24 protein-coding genes and 1 riboswitch are annotated in these 26,476 nt (G+C 68.1%); of the genes, 13 read left to right on the top strand and 11 right to left on the bottom strand.

The window, feature by feature from the left end; translation table 11 throughout:
* The first annotated feature begins 39 nt into the window (after positions 1 to 39).
* The 4 genes from ftsR (at position 40) to gcvP (ending at position 5,539) form a co-directional block, all read left to right on the top strand.
* Positions 40 to 720, top strand: a complete 681-nt coding sequence (gene ftsR / locus ACWETB_RS15930) for a transcriptional regulator FtsR (protein ID WP_449744369.1) — start codon at positions 40 to 42, stop codon at positions 718 to 720.
* A gap of 84 nt (positions 721 to 804) precedes the next feature.
* Positions 805 to 1,305: a bifunctional nuclease family protein gene (locus ACWETB_RS15925; protein ID WP_452212182.1), complete on the top strand. Its 501-nt coding sequence runs from the start codon at positions 805 to 807 to the stop codon at positions 1,303 to 1,305.
* A gap of 282 nt (positions 1,306 to 1,587) precedes the next feature.
* On the top strand, positions 1,588 to 2,214 hold the full coding sequence (locus tag ACWETB_RS15920) for a MerR family transcriptional regulator (RefSeq protein ID WP_348805893.1): 627 nt from the start codon (positions 1,588 to 1,590) through the stop codon (positions 2,212 to 2,214).
* Positions 2,215 to 2,312: 98 nt separating this feature from the next.
* Positions 2,313 to 2,416: riboswitch (glycine riboswitch) on the top strand.
* Between the two features lie 183 nt (positions 2,417 to 2,599).
* A complete protein-coding gene (gene gcvP / locus ACWETB_RS15915) occupies positions 2,600 to 5,539 on the top strand; it encodes an aminomethyl-transferring glycine dehydrogenase (RefSeq protein WP_449744371.1) in 2,940 nt (979 codons plus the stop codon).
* Between the two features lie 2 nt (positions 5,540 to 5,541).
* Here the strand turns inward: gcvP and ACWETB_RS15910 are convergent, their stop codons facing one another.
* The 9 genes from ACWETB_RS15910 to ACWETB_RS15870 all read right to left on the bottom strand — a co-directional run bounded on the left by ACWETB_RS15910 (position 5,542) and on the right by ACWETB_RS15870 (position 16,894).
* Positions 5,542 to 6,726 (bottom strand): hypothetical protein, encoded by a 1,185-nt coding sequence (locus ACWETB_RS15910; protein WP_449744372.1) that lies wholly within the window; start codon positions 6,724 to 6,726, stop codon positions 5,542 to 5,544.
* Positions 6,727 to 6,796: 70 nt separating this feature from the next.
* Positions 6,797 to 8,989, bottom strand: coding sequence for a malate synthase G (locus ACWETB_RS15905; RefSeq protein ID WP_452212179.1), 2,193 nt, complete (start codon positions 8,987 to 8,989; stop codon positions 6,797 to 6,799).
* Positions 8,990 to 9,031: 42 nt separating this feature from the next.
* Complete coding sequence (locus tag ACWETB_RS15900) at positions 9,032 to 9,970, bottom strand: 3-methyladenine DNA glycosylase (RefSeq protein WP_449744374.1); 939 nt, start codon at positions 9,968 to 9,970, stop codon at positions 9,032 to 9,034.
* A 23-nt stretch (positions 9,971 to 9,993) separates the two neighbouring features.
* Positions 9,994 to 11,070: a hemolysin family protein gene (locus ACWETB_RS15895; protein WP_449744375.1), complete on the bottom strand. Its 1,077-nt coding sequence runs from the start codon at positions 11,068 to 11,070 to the stop codon at positions 9,994 to 9,996.
* A complete protein-coding gene (locus ACWETB_RS15890) occupies positions 11,067 to 12,473 on the bottom strand; it encodes a hemolysin family protein (protein WP_449744376.1) in 1,407 nt (468 codons plus the stop codon). The genes ACWETB_RS15895 and ACWETB_RS15890 overlap by 4 nt, the downstream gene beginning before the upstream one ends.
* A gap of 7 nt (positions 12,474 to 12,480) precedes the next feature.
* Positions 12,481 to 13,914 (bottom strand): GMP reductase, encoded by a 1,434-nt coding sequence (gene guaB1 / locus ACWETB_RS15885; RefSeq protein WP_449744377.1) that lies wholly within the window; start codon positions 13,912 to 13,914, stop codon positions 12,481 to 12,483.
* Positions 13,915 to 13,934: 20 nt separating this feature from the next.
* Positions 13,935 to 15,392 carry an NADP-dependent phosphogluconate dehydrogenase gene (gene gndA, locus ACWETB_RS15880; protein WP_452212176.1) on the bottom strand — a complete coding sequence of 486 codons (1,458 nt, stop codon included), beginning with the start codon at positions 15,390 to 15,392 and terminating at the stop codon, positions 13,935 to 13,937.
* Positions 15,393 to 15,474: 82 nt separating this feature from the next.
* On the bottom strand, positions 15,475 to 16,428 hold the full coding sequence (locus tag ACWETB_RS15875) for a M48 family metalloprotease (RefSeq protein WP_452212174.1): 954 nt from the start codon (positions 16,426 to 16,428) through the stop codon (positions 15,475 to 15,477).
* Positions 16,429 to 16,495: 67 nt separating this feature from the next.
* Complete coding sequence (locus ACWETB_RS15870; RefSeq protein ID WP_452212172.1) at positions 16,496 to 16,894, bottom strand: BlaI/MecI/CopY family transcriptional regulator; 399 nt, start codon at positions 16,892 to 16,894, stop codon at positions 16,496 to 16,498.
* Positions 16,895 to 17,218: 324 nt separating this feature from the next.
* Between ACWETB_RS15870 and ACWETB_RS15865 the strand changes: the two genes are divergently transcribed.
* From ACWETB_RS15865 to ACWETB_RS15830, 8 genes are all read left to right on the top strand, one after another.
* Positions 17,219 to 17,656: a PaaI family thioesterase gene (locus ACWETB_RS15865; protein ID WP_449744380.1), complete on the top strand. Its 438-nt coding sequence runs from the start codon at positions 17,219 to 17,221 to the stop codon at positions 17,654 to 17,656.
* A complete protein-coding gene (locus tag ACWETB_RS15860) occupies positions 17,653 to 18,897 on the top strand; it encodes a DUF6986 family protein (RefSeq protein ID WP_452212170.1) in 1,245 nt (414 codons plus the stop codon). Before ACWETB_RS15865 ends, ACWETB_RS15860 begins: the two co-directional genes overlap by 4 nt.
* A gap of 121 nt (positions 18,898 to 19,018) precedes the next feature.
* Positions 19,019 to 19,321, top strand: a complete 303-nt coding sequence (locus ACWETB_RS15855; protein WP_348805879.1) for an urease subunit gamma — start codon at positions 19,019 to 19,021, stop codon at positions 19,319 to 19,321.
* 65 nt (positions 19,322 to 19,386) lie between these two features.
* Complete coding sequence (locus tag ACWETB_RS15850; RefSeq protein WP_452212167.1) at positions 19,387 to 19,716, top strand: urease subunit beta; 330 nt, start codon at positions 19,387 to 19,389, stop codon at positions 19,714 to 19,716.
* A gap of 1 nt (position 19,717) precedes the next feature.
* Entirely contained in the window at positions 19,718 to 21,436 is a 1,719-nt protein-coding gene (locus ACWETB_RS15845; RefSeq protein WP_452212165.1) for an urease subunit alpha, read from the top strand.
* Positions 21,437 to 21,445: 9 nt separating this feature from the next.
* Positions 21,446 to 22,114, top strand: coding sequence for an urease accessory protein UreF (locus ACWETB_RS15840; protein WP_449744384.1), 669 nt, complete (start codon positions 21,446 to 21,448; stop codon positions 22,112 to 22,114).
* Between the two features lie 64 nt (positions 22,115 to 22,178).
* Complete coding sequence (gene ureG, locus ACWETB_RS15835; RefSeq protein ID WP_449744385.1) at positions 22,179 to 22,862, top strand: urease accessory protein UreG; 684 nt, start codon at positions 22,179 to 22,181, stop codon at positions 22,860 to 22,862.
* The gene (locus tag ACWETB_RS15830; RefSeq protein ID WP_449744386.1) at positions 22,862 to 23,575 is read left to right on the top strand and encodes an urease accessory protein UreD; all 714 of its coding nucleotides are present in this window, start codon (positions 22,862 to 22,864) and stop codon (positions 23,573 to 23,575) included. The genes ureG and ACWETB_RS15830 overlap by 1 nt, the downstream gene beginning before the upstream one ends.
* Positions 23,576 to 23,587: 12 nt before the next feature.
* On the opposite strand, the gene ACWETB_RS15825 is transcribed toward ACWETB_RS15830, so the two are convergent.
* Both ACWETB_RS15825 and ACWETB_RS15820 read right to left on the bottom strand, forming a co-directional pair.
* Positions 23,588 to 25,024 (bottom strand): NAD(P)/FAD-dependent oxidoreductase, encoded by a 1,437-nt coding sequence (locus ACWETB_RS15825; protein WP_452212162.1) that lies wholly within the window; start codon positions 25,022 to 25,024, stop codon positions 23,588 to 23,590.
* A gap of 112 nt (positions 25,025 to 25,136) precedes the next feature.
* Positions 25,137 to 25,742 carry a GNAT family N-acetyltransferase gene (locus ACWETB_RS15820; RefSeq protein WP_452212221.1) on the bottom strand — a complete coding sequence of 202 codons (606 nt, stop codon included), beginning with the start codon at positions 25,740 to 25,742 and terminating at the stop codon, positions 25,137 to 25,139.
* 229 nt (positions 25,743 to 25,971) lie between these two features.
* On the opposite strand from ACWETB_RS15820, the gene ACWETB_RS15815 reads away from it, so the two are divergent.
* A complete protein-coding gene (locus ACWETB_RS15815) occupies positions 25,972 to 26,469 on the top strand; it encodes an acyl-CoA thioesterase (protein ID WP_449744388.1) in 498 nt (165 codons plus the stop codon).
* The last annotated feature ends 7 nt before the right edge of the window (positions 26,470 to 26,476 follow it).

Genomic DNA, 26,476 nt, shown 5'->3' with positions numbered 1-26,476 from the left:
GTGCCGGCATCCTCTGCGGGACAGCGCGGCGACGGACCGATGTCGATCGGCACGGTTCTGGCGTTGCTGCGCGAGGACTTCCCCGACGTCACGATATCCAAGATCCGATTCCTGGAATCGGAAGGGTTGATCAGCCCGGAGCGTGCACCGTCGGGGTATCGGCGATTCACCACCTCCGACTGTGAACGACTGCGATTCGTGCTGACCGCGCAACGTGATCGGTACCTGCCGCTCAAGGTCATCAAGGAACAACTCGAGGCGATCGACAACGGTGATGGTGGGGGTGGCGGTCCCCGGTTGTTGTCGTCCGCACGGTCGTCGGTCGCGCCGGCCACCGATTTCGGCGCTCGGGGCGGCCGGGTCTCACGCGAGGTGCTGATCGACCGGACCGGTGTCGACGCCGCGTTCGTCACGGAGTTGCAGCGCAACGGTCTGCTCACCGCCGGTCCGGCGGGGTTCTTCGACGAGGACGCGGTGCGTCTGGTCGAGGCGGCGGCCGCCCTGGCGAGTTACGGGGTGGAGGCCCGGCACCTGCGCGCCTTCAAGGTGTCCGCCGATCGGGAGGCCGGTCTCGTCGCCCAGATCGCGAACCCGATCGCCAAGGGCAAGGGGACCGGTGCGCGTGACCGGGCCGAGGAATTGATCCGCGAGATCGCCGCGTTGTCGGTGACGCTGCACACCCAGTTGGTGAAGGCAGCGGTTCGCGACGTGCTCGACTGACTACAACCGTCGCCGCGGCGTGCCGCGGTGTAGCGTCGAGTCCAACCATGAAGGTCCGACGTCGAGGCGTGGAGGTGTCAGGTAATGAGCGAGATGCGCGTGGTGGGTATCCGGGTCGAGCCGCCGCAGAGCCAGCCGGTTCTCCTGCTTCGCGAGGTCGACGGTGCCCGCTACCTGCCCATCTGGATCGGGCAAAGTGAAGCAGCCTCTATTGCCTTGCAGCAGAAGGGGATCGAACCCCCGCGTCCGCTGACGCACGACCTGATCGTCAACCTCATCGAGGATTTCGGGCAGACGCTGGTCGAGGTGCGCATCGTCGACATGCAGGAGGGCACGTTCTACGCGGAGATGGTGTTCGCCAACGACATGCGTGTCTCGGCGCGGCCATCGGACTCGATCGCGGTCGCGATGCGCGCCGAGGTGCCGATCATCGCCGACGAAGAGGTCCTGGCCGAGGCGGGACTGCTGATTCCGGACGAGGAGTCCGATGAGGCTCCCGACGAGAAGGAGGACGAAGTCGAGAAGTTCAAAGAATTCCTCGACAACGTTTCGCCGGATGACTTCAAGGCCAGCGGCGGTGCCTAGCCTCGCCTGGCCGGAGAAACCCATGACTGTCGCGTAGCGACACGTCACGGAACGGCAACCGTCTGATCTCCGTCCGCCTCCATCTCGAGTAGAGGTCGAGGTCCCCGGGCGCGTCGCGTTGATTCGGGGTCCGGCCCCGGCATACCGTCGCTATCGAGAACGTCGCCGGACACCGGCGACGAGAACGACATCGACCGGTCCCCGGGCGCGTAAGGTAGACCACCGAAGGTGGTCGACGAGCGACGTCCGACCACCGGTTCATACCCAGGCGAGGAGTCTGCAGTGGGCGATCAGCCGTTGGACAGCGACCCGACGACCGGCACCGGCGACGTGACACGCCCAGCGCAGGCGACTCAGGGAAGCCTCGAGGACATCGCGCCCGGACTCTTCCCCAACGACACCGTTCCGGACGAATTGGTCGGCTACCGTGGCCCGAGTGCATGCCAGATCGCCGGCATCACCTATCGCCAGCTCGACTACTGGGCCCGGACCTCGCTGGTGGTGCCGTCGATTCGCGGCGCCGCCGGATCGGGAAGTCAGCGGCTCTACTCGTTCAAGGACGTCCTCGTCCTCAAGATTGTCAAACGACTCCTCGACACCGGCATCTCGCTGCAGAACATCCGCGTCGCCGTCGATCACCTCCGGCAACGCGGCGTCGAGGATCTCGCCCGGATCACCCTGTTCTCCGACGGCACCACCGTCTACGAATGCACGTCGGCCGAGGAGGTCGTCGACCTCCTGCAGGGCGGCCAGGGAGTCTTCGGCATCGCGGTCAGCGGTGCGATGCGGGAGCTGACCGGGACGATCTCCGACTTCCCCGGTGAGCGCGCCGACGGCGGCGTCACCGAGACCGCGCCGGAGGACGAACTCGCCGCGCGTCGCAAGAGCCGCGCCCGCCGCACCGGATAGCACCTCACGCGGGCGGGTGAATCCCGCCGGTCGGTCACCGGGCGGCGGGCCGACGGTGACTGCTGGTGAGGTCGCCAGAAGGTACACTGTGTGCGCGTCGCTGCATCACGGGAGAGCGTCGCCGGACCCAGGGGTAGCGGCGGCCGCCGAAGGAGCAACACCTCCTCGTCAAACTCTCAGGCACCCGGACCGTGATGAAAGACGGCGTCTCTGGAAAGTGACGGGTTGTCCCGTCCGCCCACGGTGAAAGGCCCACGCGTCGGTGACGCCGCGACGGACCGAATCTCTCAGGCGCTGCCCGACCCCCCGGTCGGGGGGCATGACAGAGGGGGAGGACCCAGCCGATCCGGCGCACGCCGGATCCCCCGAGAGGTCGCCTCCCGTCATGACCCGTCCCGCCGGTTCTGCCCATCCCGTGACCCCTGCCGCAGCAGATCATCCTGCGTTCGTCGACCGTCACGTCGGCCCCGACGACGCCGAGACCGCCCGCATCCTGTCGGCCCTCGGCGTGTCCTCACTCGACGAACTCGGCGCGCGCGTCGTCCCGTCGGTGATCGCCGATCCGATTGACGAGAACGGCCTCTGCGACAACGGACTCGACGCGCTGCCCGCACCCCGGACCGAGCCCGAGATCCTCGCCGAACTCACCTCACTCGCCGCCCGCAACACCGTGCGTCGCTCGATGATCGGTCTCGGGTACTACGACACCCACACGCCCCCGGTCATTCTGCGCAACGTGATCGAGAACCCGGCCTGGTACACCGCTTACACCCCGTATCAGCCGGAGATCAGCCAGGGCCGGCTCGAGGCGCTGCTGAACTTCCAGACGATGGTCGCCGACCTCACCGGACTGGAGGTCGCGAATGCATCGATGCTCGACGAGGCCACCGCAGCGGCCGAGGCCATGACCCTGCTGCGGCGGGCCGGCAAGTCGAAGTCGTCGCGGCTCGTCGTCGATGGCGATCTGTTCCCGCAGACCCGTGCGCTCATCGACACCCGCGCCGAGCCGCTGGGCATCGAGGTCGTCGAGGCGTCGTTGCACCCGGATCTGCCCGGGCACGGCCTGCCCGACGGCGACTACTTCGGCGTCATCCTCCAGGTGCCCGGCGCGTCGGGCCGGATCCGCGATATCGCCCCGATCATCGCGGCCGCCCACGAGGCCGGCGCACTGGTGGCCGTCGGCGCCGATCTGCTGGCCCTCACGCTCATCACGCCGCCCGGTGAACAGGACGCCGATGTCGCCTTCGGGACCACGCAACGATTCGGTGTGCCGATGGGCTTCGGTGGTCCGCACGCCGGTTACCTTGCCGTGCGCTCGGCGTACACCCGCCAACTGCCGGGCCGGTTGGTCGGGGTGTCCAAGGACGCCGACGACAATCTCGCCTACCGCCTGTCGTTGCAGACCCGGGAACAACACATCCGACGCGAGAAGGCCACGAGCAACATCTGCACCGCGCAGGTGCTGCTGGCGGTCGTCGCGGCGATGTACGCCGCCTACCACGGACCGAGCGGCCTGCGGGCGATCGCCCGCCGCGTCCATGAGCGTGCCGCCCTCATCGCCAACAGCCTGACCGCGGCCGGATTTGCGGTCGAACACGCCGACTTCTTCGACACCGTCGAGGTCCGGGCACCGGGCCGTGCCGGCCGTATCGTTGCCGCGGCACATCGCGCGGGAGTCAATCTGTGGCAGGTGGACGACGATCGGCTCCGGATCGCCTGTGATGAGACCACCACCGACGCCGATGTCACCGCGGTCCTCGGTGCATTCGATGCCGGCAACGTCGCGCCGCGGAGTTTCGCGCAACCCGTCGAAGTACGCACCAGTGAGTATCTGACCCACCCGGCGTTCAATCGGCATCGCACCGAGACGTCGATGCTGCGCTACTTGCGGGCGTTGTCGGACAAGGACATTGCGCTCGATCGCAGCATGATTCCGCTGGGGTCGTGCACAATGAAGCTCAACGCGACGGCCGAGATGGAACCCATCACGTGGCCGGGCTTTGCCGGTCTGCATCCTTTTGCTCCCGTCGAGGACGGCGAGGGCATCCGCGAACTGATCGCGACCCTGGAGTCCTGGTTGGTCGCCATCACCGGGTACGACCGGGTCAGCCTGCAGCCCAATGCCGGATCGCAGGGTGAGTACGCGGGACTGCTGGCCATCCGCGGCTATCACCGCAGCCGCGGTGACCTCGACCGCGACGTCTGCCTGATCCCGTCGAGCGCGCACGGCACCAACGCGGCATCCGCGGTGATGGCCGGGATGCGGGTCGTGGTGGTGGCCTGCCGGACCAACGGCGACGTCGACGTCGACGACCTGCGCGCGAAAATCGACAAGCACGGTGAGCGTCTGGCCGCGATCATGATCACCTACCCGTCGACGCACGGCGTGTTCGAGCACGACATCGCCGAGATCTGCGCCGCGGTGCACGACGCCGGCGGGCAGGTGTACGTCGACGGTGCCAACCTGAATGCCCTGGTGGGGGTTGCGCGTCCGGGTCGGTTCGGCGGGGACGTCAGCCATCTGAACCTGCACAAGACCTTCTGCATCCCGCACGGCGGGGGCGGTCCGGGTGTCGGCCCGGTGGCGGTGCGCCGGCATCTCGCCGCGTTCCTGCCCGGCCACCCGTTGGCACCCGAGCTGCCCGGCGGTCCGACGATCTCGGCCGCGCCCTACGGTTCGGCGTCGATCCTGCCGATCACCTACGCCTACATCGCCATGATGGGGGCGGCCGGACTGCGCCGCGCCACCCTGACCGCGATCGCCTCGGCCAACTACATCGCGCGCCGTCTCGCCGATCACTACCCAGTGCTCTACACCGGGCACGAAGCCGGGTCCGGGGACACCGGCAGCGTCGGTGGATGGGTGGCACACGAGTGCATCCTCGATCTGCGGGGGTTGACCAAGGCCACCGGTGTCACCGTCGACGACGTCGCGAAACGCCTCGCCGACTACGGATTCCACGCGCCGACCATGAGTTTCCCGGTGGCCGGGACGCTGATGGTGGAGCCCACCGAAAGTGAGAACCTCGACGAGATCGACGCGTTCTGTGAGGCCATGATCGCGATCCGCGGCGAGATCGATCAGGTGGCCGCGGGTGTCTGGCCGGTCGACGACAACCCGCTACGGGGTGCGCCGCACACCGCGGAATGTCTTGTCGGACAGTGGGATCACCCGTACTCCCGGGAGCTGGCGGTCTATCCGCAAGGGCTTCCGTCGGTGGGGGCACGAGCCAAGGTGTGGCCGGCGGTGCGCCGCATCGACGGCGTGTTCGGCGACCGCAACCTGGTGTGCAGTTGCCCGTCGGTGGAGGCCTTTGCCGACTGACCTCAGGTGAGTGGCCCGTAGACCAGGCGATTGATGTCGACGATCGCCTGGTCCTCCGGACCGGGCATCGGATCGTTGGTCATCGGGAAGGTGACGGTCGCCGTCTTGGGTGGCATCGGTGCGTCACCACGGAATCCGAGCGCGGTCAGGGCGCGCAGATGGTCGGGGTCCTCGACGAACGTCACGAACTCCGACACCGCGGCCGAGGCGAACTCGGGGACCCGGTCCCCTTTGAGCCGGATGACCGGAAAATCGGCGATCGGGGTGGGGCCGAGCGGGATGACCTCGCTCAGCCGGGGTGTCGAGTCGTCCTTGGTGAGTTGATACAGGCGTTGTTCGGTGATCGGCACCGCGTGGATGTCGGCGGTGGCGGGATCGGCGGCCTCGGCGATCGCGGTGGCCGCACCGACCGGCGTGCCGTCCGGGGATCGCGGCGCAGACCCGGTGAGCGCGCGGATGCTGGAGGACACGCGCTCGGTGGACGCGTCGGCGGCCGTCAGGGGTCCCGTCGTTCGGCTCACCCGCGCGGCGACCGCCTGCGCGGCCAGCGCCGACGGATCCGACTGTGCCTCCCGCGGCATCGCCATCCGCAACGATCCCCAGCCGCGTAGACCGAGGTCGTCGAGGCTGTCGTCGCGTGTGGCCAGGGTGGGCAGCCGGCCCCAGTCCAGTTGGTCGGCCTTCGCGCCGAGTTGCGGTGCGGTGGCGAGGACGACCGGCGAGGTCACCAGCGAGTCGGGGGTGCCGTCGACGAGGTCGGGTTTGGCGATGACGAGTTCGGCCGCCCACACCGACGACTGCGGGATCCAGGCGGCGGGGTGATCGCCCATCGACGCGACATCCCAGGAGCCGGTCAGTGACGTCAGGGCGACCTTCGCGTCGCTGGGGCGGATCGCGATGGTCACACAGTGATCGCGCACCACCGGATTCGTGCGCGTGTAGACCTCGGCGAGCGAGATGAGTCCCGGAGCGATGTCCGGGTCCGCGGCGATGGTCACCGTCGCCTTGCCGTCCACGCACGTGGCGGCGGCAGCGTCGCCCTCACGGTCGACGTGATCGGCGATCTGGAACCAGACGACGACGCAGGCGGCCACCAACACCACCGACAACAGGGTCAGGACCAGGCCGCGGCCGACCCCACGATGCCGAAGCCTGTTGCGGTCATCGGCGACGCGATGGTGTGCCACCGGGTGGTCCTCCCATAGAAGGATCTCTCATCGGGCGGTGGAGGTCACCGCCCGATGAGAGATCATCGGCTCATGCCTGCGCTGCTGCCTTGTACTCGCGGCGACGGCGATGCAGGATCGGCTCGGTGTACCCGCTGGGCTGCTTGGCGCCCTCGAGGATCAGCTCCTTGGCGGCCTGCCAGGCGATGTTGGTGTCGAAATCCGGGGACAACGGCGAATAGGTCGCATCACCCTCGTTCTGACGATCGACCACCGGCGCCATCCGCTTGAGCGCGGCAACGACGTCGTCCTCGCTGACGATGCCGTGGCGCAGCCAGTTGGCTAGCAGCTGGCTCGAGATCCGCAGCGTCGCACGGTCTTCCATCAGGGCGATGTCATGGATGTCGGGCACCTTGGAGCAGCCGACGCCCTGATCGATCCACCGCACCACGTAGCCCAGGATGGACTGGCAGTTGTTGTCGAGTTCCTCGCGCTTCTCGGCCTCGGACCAATCGGTCTTCGGGGCCAGCGGGATGGTCAGGATGTCGTCGACCGAGGCCGGGTCACGCTTGGCGATCTCGTCCTGGCGCTCGAACACGTCGACGAGGTGATAGTGCATCGCGTGCAGTGTTGCGCCGGTGGGTGAGGGCACCCACGCGGTGGTCGCGCCGGCCTGCGGCTGACCGATCTTCTGCTCGACCATGTCGGCCATCAGGTCGGTCATCGCCCACATACCCTTGCCGATCTGCGCCTTATGCTGCAGACCGGCGTGCAGACCGATGTCGACATTGGAGTCCTCGTAGGCGAGCATCCACTTCTGCTTTTTCATCTCGCCCTTGCGGATCATCGCACCCGCCTCCATGGAGGTGTGGATCTCGTCGCCGGTGCGATCGAGGAAGCCGGTGTTGATGAACACCACCCGGTTCTCGGCGGACTTGATCGCGGCCTTGAGGTTGACGCTGGTGCGACGCTCCTCGTCCATGATGCCGACCTTGAGGGTGTTCTCCGGCAGGCCGAGCACCTTCTCCACGCGGCCGAACAGCTCCGAGGTGAACGCCACCTCGTCGGGGCCGTGCATCTTGGGCTTGACGATGTAGATCGACCCGGTCCGCGAGTTCTGTAGGCCGCTCTCGCCGCCGGACAGTCCGTGCATCCCGATCAGCGAGGTGAACAGCGCATCCTGGATGCCCTCGGGGATTTCGTTGCCGTCGGCGTCGAGGATGGCCGGGTTGGTCATCAGGTGACCGACGTTGCGCACGAACAGCAGCGAACGGCCGTGCAGATCGAAGCCGGTGCCGTCGGGTGCGGTGTACTCGCGGTTGCCGTTGAGTACACGGGTGAAGGTCTTGCCGCCCTTGGTGACCTCTTCGGCGAGGTCGCCCTTGTTGAGGCCGAGCCAGTTGCGGTAGCCGAGGACCTTGTCGTCGGCGTCGACGGCGGCGACCGAATCCTCGAAGTCCATGATCGTGGTGATCGCCGACTCCATCACGACATCCTTGATGCCGGCCGGGTCGGTCTGGCCGATCGGGGAGGTCGGGTCGACCTCGATGTCTAGGTACAGGCCGTTGTGGCGCAGCAGGATCGACGTCGGCGCGTCGGCCTCGCCGCGGTATCCGGCGAAGGCGGACGGGTCGGCGAGGGTGGACGTGGTGCCGTCGGCCAGGGTCACCGTGACACCGGAGTCGGTCACCGCGAACTTCGTGACGTCGGTGTAGCTGCACTGCTCGAGCGGGACCGCCTTGTCGAGGAAGTCCTTGGCGTAGGCGATCACCTTGTCGCCGCGAACCTTGTTGTAGCCCTTGCCCTTCTCGGCGCCGTCGGCCTCGGAGATGACGTCGGTGCCATACAGCGCGTCATACAGCGAACCCCACCGGGCGTTGGAGGCGTTGAGGGCGAAGCGTGCGTTGAGGACCGGCACGACGAGCTGCGGGCCCGCGGTCTCGGCGATCTCCCGGTCGACATTGGCGGTCCCGATCTGGAAATCGTCGGGGATCGGGACGAGGTAACCGATCTCGGTCAGGAAATCCTTGTACTCACCGAAGACCGCCGGATCGCTGAAGTCGGCGCCCTTGTGATCACGGTGCCAGTCGTCGATCTTCGCCTGCAGGGTGTCGCGGATCGCGAGGAGTTCGGCGTTGCGCGGGGCGAGATCGGCGATCACCGATGCCGCACCCGACCAGAACGCGTCCTTGTCTACACCGGTGCCCGGCAGCGCCTCATTGGTGATGAAGTCGTAGAGAACGGGGTCGACCTGCAGGCCGTCGACGATGATGCGGTCCGACATGTGAGCCTTTCTGCTCGGGGTTCGCGCTTGCGGCCTTCCATGTTACTCGCCGGGAACCTCGCCTCCGGCACGGCGTTGGCCTGCGGCGATGACCGACCGCAGTTGTCCGAGCGCGGCACCGATGTCGGCCCGCAGAGCGGCGCCCCGCGCGGCGATCCCCGTCTGCTCCCGGACGTAGGCGGCCCGGCCCGCCGGGGTCTCGATCGGCACCGCTTCATAGCCGAGTGCGCTCAGATCGTAGGGGCTGGCGCGCATATCGAGTTCGCGTGCGTCGCGGGCGATTTCGAACGCCGACAAGGTCAGACGCGCGTCGAGCAACGGTGCCAACGTGAAGCAGGTGCGGTATAGATCCATCGTCGCGTGCAGGCAGCCGGGCTGGTCCCGCTCCAGGCGATCCGACGGTGTCAGCGAGTTCTCGTTGCGGGGTCGGGCGGCGTCGGTGAAGAACCGGAACGCGTCGAAGTGGGTGCAGCGCAACGGCATCGATTCGACGACGGCGTCGGTGCCGACGGCGCCCAGCCGTAGCGGGTAGGGGTGGCGGGTGTCGTCGGTGCGGTAGACCATCGCCCACTCGTGCAGGCCGAAGCAGCCCAGCCGGGCGGGGCGGGCGGCGGTGCGGGCCAGGAGTGTGTCCGCCGACTCGACGGCCCGCGCGCGTTGCCGCAGATACGCCGGATCGACGGTGACTCCGTCGGGTACCCGGTGATAGCCCCGCAGCCCCAGATACTCGCGGGCGCGGTCCTTGTCGGTGTGGGTGCCGTCGATCTGCAGCGTGACCCCGAAGCCGGGATGCCACCGCGTGACGTGGGACGGGCGCGACGAGTAATAGGTGAACAGGAAGTCGAGGACGGGATGTTTGCGGCCCCGTCGCCGGGCGCGCAGGTAGTCGCCGATGATCTCCTCGACGCGACGTTCGTGTGCCTCCCGCCGTGCCTGCCATTCCGGCGCGGTGAGAACCGTGTTCACCGCGGTGAGGGTCATGACGGGATCCGGGTCATACCGGGTCACACCCGATGCGTTTCGTCGCGGACCGTGCCGACAAACTCCTCGACCAGATCGGCCAGGGCGACGATCCCGATGGTGCGGCCGCTGTCGTCGACGACGGCACCCAGATGCGAACTCGTGCGACGAAGCGTCGCTGTCGCCTCGTCGATCGGGGCGTCGGCCGCGATCACCGGTAGCGGGCGGATCTTGTCGATGCCGATGATCGTGTCGGGTCCGACGCTGTCGTCGAGAATGTCGTCGAGGACGTCCTTCAGATGCAGGTATCCGGTGTAGGTTCCGTCGATACTGCGCACCGGGAACCGGGAGAAACCGGTGTCGCTGACGGCCCGTTCCACCGAGCCGAGACGGGGACCGGTACCGCCGGTCACCGGATCGCGTTCGACGTCGACGCTGCGCATCCGGTCCAGCGGTATCAGCACCTCGGAGACACTGCGCGTCACCGAACGCAGCGCACGGTTCAGACGCGCGTGCTCCTCGGCGTCGATCAGCCCCTCCTCCCGGGACTCGCCGAGCATCTGCGCCAGTTCGACCGGCGACACCGTCGAATCCAGTTCGTCCTTGGGTTCCACCCGCAGCGCCCGCAGGGTGATGTTGGCCAGCCAGTTGTAGAACGCGACCAGCGGGCGGGCGATCGTGATGAAGCGCAGATGAATCGGCACCAGGAGCATCGCCGACGTCTCGGGGCCGGCCAGTGCGATGTTCTTGGGCACCATCTCGCCGAGCAGGATGTGCAGGACCACCACGAGCGCCAGTGCGACGGCGAAGGCGATCGGATGCAGCAGGGACTCGGGGACGTGTGCGAGGTGCAGCGGTCCCTCGACGAGGTGGGCCACCGCGGGTTCGGCGACGCGGCCGAGCAGGATCGAACAGATCGTGATGCCCAACTGTGCGGCGGCCAACATCAGCGACAGGTGTTCGCCGGCGCGGATGACCGTGCGAGCCCGCGACTTGCCCTCGTCGGCGAGGGCCTCGAGGCGGTCGCGCCGCGCGGAGATGAGGGAGAACTCCGCACCGACGAAGAAGGCGTTCCCGGCGAGCAGTGCGACGGCGAGGATGATCGCCCAGATGTCGTTCACCGCGTCTCCTCCGTGGTCGTCGGTTCGTCGTCGGACAGCGGTTGCAGCGCGACGACGTCGACCCGGCGGCCATCCATCTGCGTGACGGTGGCACGCCATCTCGTCTGCGAATCCGGATCGGACTCGTCGCCGTCGGTGTCCTCCTCGTCGTCGGTCGACGGTGTCCGCGCGGGGAGTTCGACGCTGTCGCCGACCTCGGGGATGCGTCCCAGGACGAACATCACCAGGCCGCCCAGGGTGTCGAACGAGCCCTCGGGCGCCCGGTATCCGGTGGCATCGAACAGTTCGTCGGTGCGCAGCAGGCCCGCGCACAGGAAGCCGTCGCCGTCGGCGGCGACATCGGGATGCTCGAAGTCGTGTTCGTCGGTGACATCGCCCAGGATCTCTTCGATGAGGTCCTCGGTGGTGACGATTCCCGCCGCACCGCCGTATTCGTCGATGACGACACCGAGTTCCATCCCGTCGGCCCTGATCTGTTCCATCAGCGCGTCACCGTCGAGGCTGACCGGTACGCGTGTCACCGCTCGCGCGATCGACGCGAGCGAGGTGGTGGTCTGCTCGTCGGGCGCTATGGTGAAGGCCTGTTTGATGTGCACGACACCGATGAGTTCGTCGAGACTGCCGTCGTCGACGATGGGGAATCGGGAATGGCCGGTGCGGGCACACGCGATGATGAGGTCACGCACGGTGTCGGTGCGTTCGAGGCATTCGACGGTGACCCGCGGCGTCATCAGATCCTCCGCGGTCAGGTCGCCGAACCGCAGCGATCGGTCGACGAGCGTCGCGGTGTCCTGATCGATGGCACCCTGGCGCGCCGAGTTGCGGACCAATGACGCCAATTCCTGCGGTGACCGCCCCGACCGCAGTTCCTCGGCGGGTTCGATCCCTAGACGCCGGACCAGCCAGTTCGCGGCGCCGTTGAGTCCGGTGATCATCGGCCGGAAGATCGCGGAGAACCCGGTCATCGGACCGGCAGTGAAACGTGCCACCGACAGCGGATGAGCGATGGCCAGATTCTTCGGTACCAGTTCACCGAGCACCATCGACAGCGACGTCGCGATGATCAGCGACAGCGCCAGGGCGATTCCCGTCGACCATCCGGCGCCGAGACCGGCGGCCTGCAGCGCGGGGGTGAACAGCTGGGCGAGTACCGGTTCGGCGATGTAACCGGTCACCAGGGTGGTGATCGTGATGCCCAGTTGCGCCCCGGACAATTGGAAGGAGAGCGTGCGATGGGCACGCTGCACCATCCTCGACCGCCGATCGCCGCGCTTGTCGACGTCGGAATCGATGGCCGACCGTTCCAGGGCGGTCAGTGAGAACTCGGCCGCCACGAACAGCGCGGTGCCGAGGGTGAGGGCGACGAACCCCACCAGTCCGGCGATGTAGAGAACGATCTGCACCCGCCGATCACCACCCGCCCGGAAGCGGCCGGCCCTCGGCGAAACCGGCGGGGGACTGCACGCCGAGCACCACCCGTTCGTGGAGTTCGGCGATGCTGCGGGCACCGGCGTAGGTCGCGGTGCTGCGCACCCCGGCACAGATGTGGTCGACGAGATCCTCGACGCTGGGCCGTTCCGGATCGAGGGGGATCCGCGAGGAGGAGATGCCCTCCTCGAACAGACTCTTGCGGGCTCGGTCGTAGGCGTTGTCCGAACTCGAGCGGGCGGCCACCGCGCGTTTGGAGGCCATGCCGAAGCTGACCTTGAAGGCGCCCCGGGCGTCGTGGTGGAGATCGCCGGGGGCCTCGTAGGTGCCGGCGAACCATGAGCCGATCATCACGTTCGACGCCCCGGCGGCCAGGGCCAGCGCCACATCCCGGGGATGGCGGACACCGCCGTCGGCCCAGACATGGGCACCACGCGCGCGGGCTGCGTCGGCACAGTCGGCCACCGCGGAGAACTGCGGGCGGCCGACGCCGGTCATCATCCGGGTGGTGCACATCGCACCGGGACCGACCCCGACCTTCACGATCGTCGCGCCCGCCTCGATCAGGTCGACGGTGCCCTCCGCGGTGACCACGTTCCCGGCGACGATGGGTACCCCGAGGTCGGCCGCGGCGACAGATTCGAGAGCCGAGATCATCCGCTCCTGATGCCCGTGGGCGGTGTCGATGACCAGGAGGTCGGCACCGGCCGCGACGAGTCCCTTGGCCTTGGCGGCGACGTCGCCGTTGATTCCGACGGCCGCGGCGATCCGGAGCTTGCCGGCGGCATCGAGGTTGGGTCGGTACACCCCGTGCCGCAGCGCACCGACCGCGGTGAGGACCCCGGCCAGGGTGCCGTCGGTGTGGGTGAGCACCGCCAACGATTGGTGGACGTCGGTGAGCGCATCGAAGATCTCGCGGGGCGGTGTGTGGATCGGGACGGTGACGACGAGCGGATCGAGGACGTCGCGGACCCGCGCGAACCGGTCCACATCGGCGCATCCGGATTCGGTGACCACGCCGACCGGCACCTTGTCGCGGACGACGACGGCCGCGCCGTGGGCGCGTTTGTGCAGTAGTGCCAGCGCGTCGGACACCGAGTCCTCGGTGGTGAGCACCACCGGGGTGTCGGCCACGAGGTCACGGGACTTGACGAACGCGATGGACTCGGCGGCCGCCGCGGTCGGCAGATCCTGGGGCAGCACGGCGAGTCCGCCCCGACGTGCGAGTGTCTCGGCCATCCGCTTACCGGTCACCGCCGTCATATTCGCCGAGATGATCGGCACGGTGGCGCCGGAACCGTCCCGCGTCGACAGGTCGACGTCGAACCGGGACGTGACGTCCGAACGGTTCGGGACGACGAACACGTCGTTGTAGGTCAGGTCGTGGGTCCGTTGATGACCGTCCAGGAATCGCACGTCGGGGCTTTCGGGCAGACCTACTGCTCGACCTCGGTGCGGTCGCCGCCCCACAGGGTGTGGAAGGTGCCCGGCTTGTCGATCCGCTGGTAGGTGTGCGCACCGAAGTAGTCGCGCAGACCCTGGGTGAGGGCGGCGGGGAGGCGTTCGCTGCGCAGGCCGTCGTAGTAGGACAGCGAGGACGCGAAGGCCGGCACCGGGACTCCCATCAGGGCGGCGGTGGACACCACGCGACGCCACGCATCGACCCCGGATTCGACGGCGTCGCGGAAGTACGGGTCGAGGAGCAGGCTGGGCAGGTCGGGGTTGTCGGCGTAGGCGTCACGAATGCGGTTGAGGAACTTCGCGCGGATGATGCAGCCACCACGCCAGATCGTGGCCAGCGATCCGCGATCGACGTTCCAGTCGTATTCCTTGCTGCCCGCGGAGATCTGGTCGAATCCCTGCGCGTAGGCAACCACCTTGGAGGCGTACAGGGCGGCCCGGATGTCGTCGACGAACGCGTCCTTGTCGGCGGGTGCGGCGCCCGCGGTGCCACCGGCGAGGCCCTGGGCCTGCTTGCGCTGGCCCGACGAGCTCGACAGTGCGCGGGCGAAGACCGCCTCGGCGATACCCGTCGTCGGAATGCCGAGGTCCAGGGCGGACTTCACGGTCCACCGCCCGGTGCCCTTCTGGCCGGCCTCGTCGACGATGACGTCGACGAGGGGCTTGCCGGTGTCGGCGTCGGTCTGTGCGAGCACCTGGGCGGTGATCTCGATCAGGTAGCTCTCGAGATCGCCGGTGTTCCACTGGGCGAACACGTCGGCGATGTCGGCCACCGGCAGATCCAGCACGCGCCGCATGAGGTCGTAGGCCTCACCGATCAACTGCATGTCGGCGTACTCGATACCGTTGTGGACCATCTTGACGAAGTGACCGCTGCCGTCGGGCCCGATGTGCGTGCAGCACGGCTCGCCGTCGACGTGCGCGGAGATCGACTCGAGGAGTGGCCCGAGGGATTTGTAGGATTCGGCCGGGCCGCCCGGCATGATCGACGGACCGTTGAGTGCGCCCTCCTCGCCGCCGGAGATGCCGGCCCCGACGAAGTGCAGCCCACGGTCGGCCATCGCCTTCTCGCGGCGGATGGTGTCGGTGTAGAGCGAGTTGCCGCCGTCGATGATGATGTCGCCGGGTTCCATGGCGTCGGCGAGTTCGTTGATGACGGCGTCGGTGGGGTCACCGGCCTTGACCATGATGAGTACCCGGCGCGGCTTCTCGAGCGCATCGACGAATTCGGCGATCGTCTCCGACCGGATGAACGAGCCCTCGCTGCCGTGTTCGGTCAACAGCGCGTCGGTCTTGGCGATGCTGCGGTTGTGCAGGGCAACCGTGTAGCCCTTGTGCGCGAAATTGCGGGCGATGTTGGAGCCCATCACGGCCAGGCCGGTGACACCGATCTGGGCCTTGGCGGTCGGGGAGGTCGAGGCGGCGTTTGTCATGTCTCCACCCTATGGTGTCGGTTCGGATGGTGGTGTGCGCGCGTGGTCGCGGGTCGACGCGGGGAAGCGGATGACCGTCGGATCAGCGGTGCGCGATGAGCAGCCGGCTGATCTCGGTGAGCCACGGAATGGCGACGGCGAGCGTCGGGATCACCAGAATCGCCGCGGCGCCGGCATAGGCGGCGATGACGATGAGCGGGGTGGGCCGCCCATGCCGCAGCCGGTGCACCCGGGCCAGCGTGGTCGGTCCGCCGACGGCCATCGCACCGCGGGGAGCGACCGCGTCGGCGCAGGCCACCAACGCGCGGCCGAGGGTCGTGGGAGTGGTGGCGCGGACCGCCTGATCGTCGGCGAGTGCCTCGACGAGGAGTTTGACGGCGTCGAGGGCGGAACTGCTGCGGACGAACCGGGGGAACGCCTCGTGTAGTGCGATGAAGGCCTCGAGGACCAGATCGTGGCGGGCGCGCAGGTGCGCACGTTCATGTGCGATGACGGCGACGAGTTCGTCGCGGGTCAGGCGGGCGACGACGCCCTCGCTGAGGACGACGCGCTGGCGCAGGCCCGGGAGGCAGTAGGCGAGCGGCTCCTGGACATCGAGCATCCGGATGTCACGCGCGAAAAGCGGATGCGTGTGATCGGAGCGATCGCAGCGGTCGAGGATGTCGATCAGCTGCCGGTGGGTGGACCGGCGGGCGCGGGTGCGCAGCCCCACCCGGATGGTCGTGAAGAACAACCGGGCGCCGATGAGCAGCGTCAGCGCGAAGACACCGACGTAGAGCAACCACAGGGGGAGGCCGAGTCGTTCGATCTCATGAACCGGGTGCGTGGTGGGGGCGCCATCCGGACCGGGGGCCAGGAGATTCGCCGCGATCGCCAGACCACAACTGAATGCCGAGAGCACCGCGGCCAGGGCGATGGCCTGCCACAGCGTCATCGCCGCACGGGGCGCCCGGATCGGCCACGCCGCCCGCGACAACCACTCCGGCACAGGACCGACCAACAGCAACGTCATGATGCCGAAGAGCAGGGCGGTCATCGATGGCTGTCCTCGCGGTTGGGCTGTGCGGGCGGTGCGGTGGGGTGCTGAGCGCCCCGAAAGAAATCTAGCGTGTGATCTCCGGGTTGCGGGCGGCTTCGAGTTCATCGAGCGCCGAGCGCAGGGCGGCGGCTTCGTCGGCCCCGACGCGACCCACGAACGACACCAGTGCGGCGTGGCGTGATCCGGGGGCGTCGGCCTCGCTGAGGGCATCCACCATCAGCGACGCCACGAGATCCTCGCGGGGATGGGTCGGGACGTACTTGTGGGCGCGGTCCTCACGGATCTGGGTGACCAGATTCTTCTTGGCGAGGCGCTGCAGGACGGTCATCACCGTCGTGTAGGCCAACGACCGGCTCTCCGACAGGGTGGCATGAACCTGGCGCACGGTCTGAGGGGTGGGAGTTGCCCACAGCGTGTCCATGACCGCCCGCTCCAGGTCTCCCAAGCCATTCACCTTTCGCATTTTACTGCCGATTCTCCTCGATGCCGCATCCGGCTTCTCTGCCCAGGTCATCGGCGTGCCCGGCGCGCCGACGGTGTGGTCTCCAGTGGTTGTTGACGTGGTGCTTCCCTCGGATATTCCCCAACCGCTTGACACCGTTGGTAAGGCTAGCCTACATTAAGTACACGTTGGACCGCGCGAGAGTCCTGGGGGCTGCAGAGACCCCCGGTCCACGCCACGGTAGGCCCCACATCTCGAACGAGATGTGGGGCCTATCGGTTCCCTGGGCCCGTGTCACTCACCCGGCGGGAGGCGCCCCCACGCGGCTCATGACACTCTTGTCCGATGACCGTGAACAACGAGGATTACGTGAAGGCGGCCGGATCCCGCGGCCTCGACGGGGTGCTGGGAACCGTGATCGAGAGCGTCGGACCCGACGGCCTGGTGGCCACCCTCTCGCTCGATCCGCGACATCATCAGCCCTTCGGCATCGTGCACGGCGGTGTCTACTGTGCGGTCGCCGAAAGCGTCGCGAGCATGAGTGCATACGTGTGGCTGCAGGAGTCGGGCATCGGCGGTACCGCGGTCGGCGTCAACAACAACACCGATTTCCTGCGGTCGATCAGCGAAGGCACGGTGACGGCGCGGTCGGCACCCATCCATCGCGGCCGACGCCAGCAACTGTGGGCGGTCGAGATGTTCGACGACGCCGATCGACTGCTGGCCCGCAGTCAGGTCCGGCTGCAGAACATCGAGATCCCCGACGGTGCGGCCGCCGGGTGAGCGACACATCGAACGGCCTCGACGCCTCGGCCCGCGCCGCCATCGAGGAGATCCTGACGCCGGTCGACGCCGACCTGGCGCGCCTGTTCCCCGGTGACCGTGACGAGATCCAGCCCGCCCACACCGTCTATGTCAGCGCCGCCGACGTCGACGTCGACACGCCGGAGAGGTGGGCTGCGGCCGCCGGGCGTCTCGAGTCCTCGCCCGCCGTGGCCGACCTGGCCACCGAGGATGTCCGCGCCATCGCCCATGCGCGTCTGATCGAGAACCCGATCGAGGACCTGCGCATCGATCTCGAGGACGGATACGGGTGGCGCAGCGACGCCGCCGAGGACGCCGACGCCACCCGGGCCGGAACGATCCTGGCCGATTGGGTGCACCGGCGGCCGTACGCGCCGCGTATCGCGGGCGTGCGTGCCAAGGGGCTCGGCGCCGCCGAACGCGGACGCGGAATCCGAAGCCTGGAACGGGTGCTCGACGGTGCCGGCGGTGTGCCCCCGGGTTTCGTCATCACCATCCCGAAGCTGCGCGACGTCCGGCAGGTCGACGCGGTGTCGGTGATGTGCGCCGGCTTCGAACGCGCCCACGGCCTGGCGCAGGGGGCGCTGAAGGTGGAGTTGCAGGTCGAGATCCCGCAGGCGATCCTCGGTCCGGACGGACGTGCCACCGTCGCCGAGGCGATCCATCGAGGTGCGCCGCGTGTCGTCGGATTACATTACGGCACTTACGATTACAGCGCGGCATGTGGAATCGTCTCGGCTCAGCAGTCGCTGGAACATCCGGTGGCCGATCACGCGAAGGCGGTCATGCAGGTGGCCGCCGCGCAGACCGGGGTGTGGGTCAGCGACGGCTCGACGCAGGTGATGCCGACCGGCTCGCCCGAGCAGATCGATGCCGCGTTGCGTCGCCATCACCGGTTGGTCACCCGATCCCTCGAGCGGGGCTTCTACCAGGGCTGGGATATGCATCCGGGGCATCTGGTGACGCGGTGGCTGGCGGTGACCGGGTTCTTCCGCTCGGCGATGCCCGCGGCGGCGACCCGCCTGCAGGCGTACTTCGAGCGGCGATCGGGTGATGTCGTCGACGAACCCGCCACCGCGATGTCGTTGGCCCTGGTCATCCGACGGGGACTGGCGGCGCGCGCGTTCGCGGTCGACGAGGTCGCGGCGATCGCCCCGCTGTGTACGAAAGACCGACTCGACGACCTGGCCGCCGGTGGGGGAGCACTCCGGTCCGACTGAGCGGCGTTCACTTGCCGCGCCATCGGCCTTCGGCCGTGGCAGGATGGCGAGACCGGCGATCCCCGATGATGTCGGGTCACCGCGGGGAGACGCCAGAGGACGAGACGATAGAGAGGGACCGGTGCGACTGTCGCCACATGAGCAGGAACGTCTGCTCATCTCCTACGCCGCCGAACTCGCCCGCCGCCGGCAGGGTCGCGGGCTCAAGCTCAATCATCCCGAAGCGGTGGCGATCATCACCGATCACGTTCTCGAGGGTGCCCGCGACGGCCGATCGGTCGCCGAGCTCATGTCGAGCGGACGCGAGGTCCTCGGCCGCGACGACGTCATGGACGGCATCCCGGAGATGCTGCACGACGTCCAGGTCGAGGCGACCTTCCCGGATGGCACCAAACTCGTCACCGTGCACCATCCCATCGGCTGAGCCGCGGCTCCTCGCTCTTTGCCGAACCATCCCTCCCAGGACAGAAAGCCCAGGACAGGAAAGCGATGTCGGAGAACAGATCTGCGGTCATACCCGGCGAGGTGACCGCCGCCGAGGGAACCATCGAACTCAACGAGGGCGCCGACGCGGTGGTGCTGTCGGTCATCAACGAGGGTGACCGTCCGGTCCAGGTGGGCAGCCACGTGCATTTCCCGCAGGCCAATGCCGCGCTGGCCTTCGATCGGGAGCGGGCGCGCGGTCGGCGACTCGACATCCCGGCGGGCACCGCGGTCCGATTCGAGCCGGGCATCGAGATGACGGTGACGCTGGTGCCGCTCGGCGGGACCCGTGAGGTGTACGGGATTTCCCTCGACGCACCCGGAAAGGTCGACTGACATGGCGATTCTGGGACGCGACCGGTACGCGCAACTGTTTGGCCCGACCACCGGCGACCTGATCCGGCTGGCCGACACCGATCTGTTGATCGAGGTCACCGAGGACCGTAGCGGTGGCCCCGGACTCGCCGGCGACGAAGCCGTCTTCGGTGGCGGCAAGGTCATCCGGGAATCGATGGGACAGAGCCGCGCGACCCGCGCGCAGGGCGCGCCAGACACCGTCATCACCGGTGTGGTGATCCTCGATCATTGGGGAATCATCAAGGCGGACCTGGGAATTCGCGATGGCCGCATCGTCGCGATGGGTAAGGCCGGTAACCCCGACACGATGGACGGGGTGCATCCCGACCTGGTGATCGGCGCCTCGACCGAGATCATCGCGGGCAACGGCAAGATCGTCACCGCCGGCGGCATCGACTGCCACGTCCACTTCATCTGCCCGCAGATCATGGACGAGGCCCTCGGCAACGGCATCACCACCCTGATCGGTGGCGGCACCGGACCGGCGGAGGGTTCCAAGGCCACCACGGTCACCCCCGGCGCCTGGCACCTGGCCTCGATTCTCGCGGCCACCGACCACTGGCCGCTCAACATCGCCCTGCTCGGCAAGGGCAACACCGTCAGTGCCGAGGCGATGCGCGAGCAGATCCGGGCCGGCGCATCGGGATTCAAGCTGCACGAGGACTGGGGGAGCACCCCGGCGGCGATTGACGCCTGTCTGCGGGTGGCCGACGAGACCGGCGTCCAGGTGGCGCTGCACTCCGACACCCTCAACGAGGCGGGATTCGTCGAATCCACCCTGGGTGCCATCGCCGGGCGCAGCATTCACGCGTATCACACCGAAGGTGCCGGTGGCGGGCATGCGCCCGACATCATCACCGTGGCGTCGGCACCGAACGTGCTGCCGAGCTCCACCAACCCGACCCGCCCGCACACCGTCAACACCCTCGACGAGCACCTCGACATGCTGATGGTGTGCCATCACCTGAACCCGACCGTGCCCGAAGACCTTGCGTTCGCCGAGAGCAGGATCCGGCCGTCGACGATCGCCGCCGAGGACCTGCTGCACGACCTCGGGGCGATCTCGATGATCGGCTCCGATGCCCAGGCGATGGGCCGCATCGGCGAGGTGGTGCTGCGCACCTGGCAGACCGCCCACGTGATGAAACGCAAACGCGGATCCCTCGACGGCGACGGGCGCGCCGACAACCACCGCGCGCAGCGCTACGTCGCCAAGTACACGATCTGCCCCGCGGTGGCACACGGATTCGACGACGAGATCGGCTCGGTCGAGATCGGCAAACTCGCCGATCTGGTGCTGTGGGACCCGGCCTTCTTCGGCATCAAACCCGATCTGGTGATCAAGGGCGGCGCCATCGCCTGGGCGCAGATGGGTGACGCCAACGCCTCCATCCCGACACCGCAGCCGGTGTTGCCACGCCCCATGTTAGGTGCGGCGCCTCCGGTGGCCGCCGACACGTCGATCAGCTTCGTCGCCCCCGGCGTGGACGACGATCTCGCCGACCGTGTCGGGATCCGCCGTCGCCTGGCGCCGGTGAAGAACACCCGGTCGATCGGTAAGGCCGACATGCCGGGTAACTCGGCGATGCCCACCATCGAGGTCGACCCCGACACCTTCACCGTCCGCGTCGACGGTGAGGTGTGGGAGGCGCAACCGGTCGCCGAACTGCCGATGGCCCAACGATATTTCCTGTTCTGAGGGACACCGATGACGCAGATCGATCCCCCCGCGCGCGGCGCGTCGTCGCCGCTGGCGATGATGCTCACACTGGCCGATTCCCGGCTGCCGGTGGGCGGACATGTGCACTCGGGCGGGGTGGAACAGGCCATCGCCGACGGCTTCATCCGGGGCGTCGACGATCTCGCCGCATTCCTGCATCGTCGGCTGGTCACCACCGGTCTGGTGTCGGCGTCGATCGCGGCCGCCGTCGCCGACGGTGCGTTGGATGTGCGTGCCGCACAGGGTGAGACCGACGCCCGCACACCGTCGGCGGCCGCCCGCAAGGCGTCGCTCGCGCAGGGCCGGGGGATGGCGCGGTTGGCCCGGCGGATGTGGCCGAACCTCGACTGGGGCGAGCACACCCCGACGACACATCTACCGGTCATCAGCGGTTCGGTGGGAGCCGCATCGGGTCTCTCCGGGTTCCACACCGCGCTGGTACTCGTCTACACCACCGTCAGTGGCGCGGCGACCGCCGGGCAACGGTTGTTGGCCCTCGACCCCGCCGATGTCGCACTGATGATTGCCGACCTCGGTGCCGACTGCGAGAACATCGCCGCGCAGGCCGCGATCGGACTGGCCGACCTGTCGGATCCGATCCTCGACGTTTTCGCCGAACGCCATGAGCGTCGCGGCATGCCGCTGTTCATGTCATGACCCCCATTCAGGATTTTCGTCCTGAAAAACGTTGTCCCACATCACGTCCGGAGAGGAACCTCCCATGCCCCCGCATCTGATCGACGGTGAACCGCACGACCACACCCACGACCGGCCGCGGCGCCACCGCGAACCCGGCGAGGCGCTGCGCATCGGGATCGGTGGCCCGGTCGGCTCCGGGAAGACCGCCCTGGTGGCCGCGTTGTGCCGGCAACTGCGCGACGAACTGTCGCTGGCCGTCCTCACCAACGACATCTACACCACCGAGGACGCCGACTTCCTGCGGCGCAACGCCGTGCTGCCCGACGAACGCATCACCGCCGTGCAGACCGGCGGCTGCCCGCACACCGCGATCCGTGACGACATCACCGCCAACCTCGACGCCATCGACGATCTGGTGGCGGCCAACCCGCCGCTGGATCTGATCCTCGTCGAGTCCGGCGGCGACAATCTCACCGCCACTTTCTCCACCGGCTTGATCGACGTGCAGATCTTCGTCATCGACGTCGCAGGCGGCGACAAGGTCCCCCGCAAGGGTGGGCCCGGCGTGACCTATTCGGACCTGTTGGTGATCAACAAGACCGACCTCGCCTCGCGGGTGGGCGCCGACCTCGGGGTGATGCGACGAGACGCCGACGAGGTCCGCGAAGGCCGCCCCACCGCGATGATCTCGCTCACCGACGACCCCGCGGCCACCGACGTGTTGGCCTGGGTGCGTGCCCAACTCGCGGTCCCGGTCACCGGATAGTGCGCACCGACGTCGAGATCATCGCCGACCCGGCGCGGTCGTTGCGGACACGCTGCTCCGGCGCATTCGCGGTGCGGCAAACCGGCCGCCATGCCGCACACCTGGTAGGGGCGGCCGCGACCCCGCTGGGTGGTGATCACATCGAGATCGTCGTGCGGGTGGCCGACGGTGCGTCGCTGGATCTGGGTTCGGTGGCGGCGACCATCGCGTTGCCGGCCGCCGATCGGGCCGATTCGACGTCGCATTGGCACATCGAGGTGGGCGCGGGAGCGCGGCTGCGCCTCGATCCGCAACCGACGGTGATCGCCGGTGGTGCCGATCATCGTTCGCGTATCGACATCATCGCCGCCGGCGACGCGATCGTCGACGTGCACGAGCACATCCAGATCGGTCGCTCTGCCCATCGGCATCCCGATGACGAGCGCGGCAGGTGGCGCGGCACGCTGAACGTCGACGTCGACGGCAGGCCGGTCCTTCGACACGGGGTGGCGCTGGGCGCCGGCTCCACCGCAGCCGCAGCCGGATGCCACGCACTGACCAGCGTGTTCCGGCGACCGGACACTTCTCCGGATGCGGTCGATGCCGCGCACTTCGCGGCGCGACTGGCGTTGGCCGATGACGCCGGGACCCTCACCACGTCCCTGGCAAGCACCCTCGCACTAGCGCGCGAGCGCTGCGACATCCTTGACGTCGCAGCGCTCGCGATCAGCTGAGGCCGACCGGGGTCAGCTGGCGTCGGCGGTCTTGTCGCCGCCCGGGGCGGGGTCGTCGGCGCCCACCGATTCGGCCTCCACCTCGGGGATCGATTTCTTCTCCAGTTCCGACAACTGCCCGATCGCGGTCCGCGCGTAGACCTGCTGCTCGGTGACGGCGAGCTGGGTACGACCGCGGGTGGAGAACGCGAAGAACCAGTTGACGATCGTGTTGAGCCGGTTGCGGAAACCGACCAGGTACACCAGGTGCAGCGCCAGCCAGCCGAGCCACGCGAAGTAACCCTCGGTCTCGAACTTCTTCTTGGTGCCCGGGATCGGCACCTGCATGACCGCGCTGAAACGGGAGATCGTCGCCATCGATCCCTTGTCGAAATAGCTGAACGGCTTGCGCTGATCCGGCGTCTGTCCCTTGAGCTCCGCCTTGATCGCGTCGGCGGCATACCGCCCGCCCTGGATGGCACCCTGGGCGACACCGGGCACGCCGTCGACGGCCATCATGTCGCCGACGACGAACACATCGGGGTTGCCGGGGATGGACAGGTCGGGGCCCACCTTGACCCGGCCGGCGCGGTCGAGTTCCACACCGGACTGCTCGGCCAGTTGCTTGCCCAGCGGGCTGGCCTGTACACCCGCCGACCACACCTTGCACTGGGATTCGATGCGGCGGGTGGTGCCGTCCTTCTCCTTGACGGTCAGACCGTCGTAATCGAGGTCGACGACCATCGCGTTCAGCTGGATCTCGACGCCCATCTTCTCCAGCCGGGCCGCCGCCTTGCCGCCGAGTTTCGGACCGAACGGCGGGAGCACCGCGGGGGCGGCGTCGAGCAGGATGACGCGGGCCTCGGTCGGATCGATGTTGCGGAAGGCCCCCTTGAGGGTCTTGTCACTCATCTCCGCGATCTGCCCGGCGAGTTCGACACCGGTAGGGCCCGCGCCGACCACCACGAAGGTCAGCAGCTTGGCCCGCTCGGCCGGGTCGTCGGACAGTTCGGCCTGCTCGAAGGCCCCGAGGATGCGGCCGCGCAATTCGAGGGCGTGGTCGATGGTCTTCATGCCGGGCGCGTATTCGGCGAAGTGATCGTTGCCGAAATACGACTGGTCGGCGCCGGCGGCGATGATGAGCTTGTCGTACGGGGTCACCGTGACGCGCTCGAGCAGACGTGACGTCACGGTCTGCGCCTCGAGGTTGATCTCGAAGACATCACCCATGAGCACCTTGGTGTTCTTCTGCTTACGCAGTACCACCCGGGTGGCCGGTGCGATCTCGCCTTCGGCGACGATACCGGTCGCGACCTGGTACAGCATCGGCTGGAACAGGTGGTGCGTCGTCTTGGCGATGAGCGTGACGTCGACATCGACCTTGTTCAGTCGCTGAGCGGCGAAAAGACCGCCGAAACCGGAGCCGATGATGACGACTTGTGGACGCGCCGAAGGGGTGGGGCTGCTCATCCGAGAACGTCTCCTTCTCGATTGTGGGCGTGCGTGTGCAACGCATCTCTACGGTAGTCCCCGCGCGACGATCGGTCTCGGTGAGGCTGCGAAGGCGTTGAGCCGTGTCCGCTCACGCGGTGAGGTCGGTCGCGGCGCCGTACCGCGCGCCGGTGATCTCCCAGTGCCGCCGCAGCATTTCGTATTCGACCTCCGGTTCGCCGGCGCCGGTGGGATCAGAGGCTGCGGGATCGGAGGCTGCGGGATCGGCGCAGATGTCGCGCGCGCACATCCGCATGCCGAGTTTCTCCATCACACGCCGCGACGAGGCGTGTGTCGCGGTGGTGCTCGCGAACAGGCGTTGCGCGTCGAACTCGGCGAAGGCGACATCGGTGACGACGCGGGCGGCCTCGGTGGCCAGGCCGCGACCCCAATACTCGCGTCGCAGACGGTAGCTGAGTTCGAGTTCGGGCTGCACCGAATGCCGCGGAGCGCGCAGCGACACCCAGCCGAGGAACACCCCGTACCGTCGATCGGTCGCCGTCCAGATTCCGCCGCGCCCGGTCTGCAACTCGGCTTCGGCGCGCGGAACCACGAAGCCTTCGATGGTCGATCGGGGCGTGGCGGTTCCGCCGGTCACGAAACGCATCACCTCGGGGTCGCTGTCGAGCCGGACGAGGTGATCGACGTCGCGACGATCGACCGGACGCAACAGCATCCGCGATGTCTCGACGATCACCCGGCCCCCAATGCCTCGACCCAACTGCACTCACCTGTCAGAACCCCGGCTGTGATGCGGAGCGGCGGGTGCTCTGGTGGATCTCGAGTGTACGGACTGACCCTGGTGTCCGTCGCGGATTGTCGCCCGCGTGTCGGGGCCGTCGGATCGGTGTGCGGTGTGTGGGCCGGTATGTGGGCTGGTGTGTGGGCCGCAGTGCTGTCGGACCGAACCGATAGGCTTGCCGTTCGTGGCTCCAGAACAGTCCGTCACCGCCGCCGTCTCCGGCGAAAGCCGTGCCCCCGAGACCGACCAGTCTGATGTCGGCCCGGTGGATATCGACCTCCAATTGCGTTGGGGCGACATGGATATCAACGCTCATGTCAACAACGTTCAATTCGCCCGCCTGCTCGAGGAGGCTCGTGTGCGGACCTTCTCCCGGTGGTTCCCGGCCGGTGTCGACCGGGTGCCGCTACTGGTGGCACGCCAGGACATCGAGTTCCGCGCGCCGCTGCTCTACAGCGTCGATCCGGTGCGCGTGCGCCTGGCCATCACGCGACTGGGGACGTCGTCGTACACGATCGGTGCGACGATGGCCGCGGCCGACGGGACGCTGGTCGCGTTGGCCCGGACGACGATGGTCGCGATCGATCGGGAGACCGGAGCACCCACCCCCATCCTGCCCGCGGCGCGGGCCGTTCTCGAGGCTCACCGCGGGGACCTGCCGGCGCTGCGGCCCCAGGCCTGATCCGGGT

This window comes from Gordonia sp. NPDC003950 (assembly GCF_053605205.1).
The sequence above is the reverse complement of the archived record's forward strand: the minus strand, read 5'-3'. Positions and strand labels throughout refer to the sequence as shown.

Coding starts and splice junctions, on each gene's coding strand:
- ACWETB_RS15840 (WP_449744384.1), top strand. CDS start 21,446: ATGACGCAGATCGATCCCCCCGCGCGCGGCGCGTCGTCGCCGCTGGCG.
- ftsR (WP_449744369.1), top strand. CDS start 40: ATGTCGATCGGCACGGTTCTGGCGTTGCTGCGCGAGGACTTCCCCGAC.
- ACWETB_RS15875 (WP_452212174.1), bottom strand. CDS start 16,428: ATGACCGCCCTGCTCTTCGGCATCATGACGTTGCTGTTGGTCGGTCCT.
- gcvP (WP_449744371.1), top strand. CDS start 2,600: ATGACCCGTCCCGCCGGTTCTGCCCATCCCGTGACCCCTGCCGCAGCA.
- ACWETB_RS15925 (WP_452212182.1), top strand. CDS start 805: ATGAGCGAGATGCGCGTGGTGGGTATCCGGGTCGAGCCGCCGCAGAGC.
- ACWETB_RS15905 (WP_452212179.1), bottom strand. CDS start 8,989: ATGTCGGACCGCATCATCGTCGACGGCCTGCAGGTCGACCCCGTTCTC.
- ACWETB_RS15870 (WP_452212172.1), bottom strand. CDS start 16,894: ATGCGAAAGGTGAATGGCTTGGGAGACCTGGAGCGGGCGGTCATGGAC.
- gndA (WP_452212176.1), bottom strand. CDS start 15,392: ATGACAAACGCCGCCTCGACCTCCCCGACCGCCAAGGCCCAGATCGGT.
- ACWETB_RS15825 (WP_452212162.1), bottom strand. CDS start 25,024: ATGAGCAGCCCCACCCCTTCGGCGCGTCCACAAGTCGTCATCATCGGC.
- ACWETB_RS15845 (WP_452212165.1), top strand. CDS start 19,718: ATGGCGATTCTGGGACGCGACCGGTACGCGCAACTGTTTGGCCCGACC.
- ACWETB_RS15850 (WP_452212167.1), top strand. CDS start 19,387: ATGTCGGAGAACAGATCTGCGGTCATACCCGGCGAGGTGACCGCCGCC.
- ureG (WP_449744385.1), top strand. CDS start 22,179: ATGCCCCCGCATCTGATCGACGGTGAACCGCACGACCACACCCACGAC.
- ACWETB_RS15900 (WP_449744374.1), bottom strand. CDS start 9,970: ATGACCCTCACCGCGGTGAACACGGTTCTCACCGCGCCGGAATGGCAG.
- ACWETB_RS15865 (WP_449744380.1), top strand. CDS start 17,219: ATGACCGTGAACAACGAGGATTACGTGAAGGCGGCCGGATCCCGCGGC.